Annotated in this window: 1 pseudogene; it reads right to left on the reverse strand. The window is 44.4% G+C overall.

The features are described from left to right. A pseudogene (locus IDG60_RS17605) lies at window positions 1–793 on the reverse strand (MSCRAMM family adhesin SdrC); the annotation flags it as partial.

Here is a 793-nt window from a genome sequence, read left to right on the forward strand (position 1 = left end):
AATGATCCTAATGCCGCGAATAATCCACCGAATAATGTGCCATTATTTGAATTATTATTTTCACTACCTGTTTCTGGTAATGCTTTAGCTGTTTTATGCTGATCTTTAACCGTACTCATTGGTTTAGCCGGAGTATGTTTACCTGCATCTGAATCGCTATCTGTATCTGAATCGGCATCACTTTCTGAGTCTGAGTCGCTATCTGAGTCTGAATCGCTGTCCGAATCTGAGTCGCTGTCTGAATCTGAATCGCTATCCGAGTCTGAGTCTGAATCGCTATCTGAGTCTGAATCGCTATCCGAGTCTGAGTCGCTATCCGAGTCTGAATCGCTATCTGTATCTGAATCGCTGTCTGAATCTGAATCACTGTCTGAGTCTGAGTCGCTATCTGAATCTGAGTCGCTGTCTGAATCTGAATCACTGTCTGAGTCTGAGTCGCTGTCTGAATCTGAGTCGCTATCTGAGTCTGAATCGCTGTCCGAATCTGAGTCGCTATCTGAGTCTGAATCGCTGTCTGAATCTGAATCACTGTCTGAGTCTGAGTCGCTGTCTGAGTCTGAATCGCTGTCCGAATCTGAGTCGCTATCTGAATCTGAGTCGCTGTCCGAATCTGAGTCGCTATCTGAGTCTGAGTCGCTGTCTGAATCTGAGTCTGAGTCGCTGTCTGAATCTGAGTCACTATCTGATGTTTCTTCTTCGTAGTAGCCATTATCAAGTGTGAAATCATCATGATCCGTAATTGTTACATCAACTTCGCCACCATCGGCATCTTTATCATCTTCAGTTGTATTTG

The sequence above is a fragment of the Staphylococcus sp. EG-SA-2 genome (assembly GCF_017152085.1).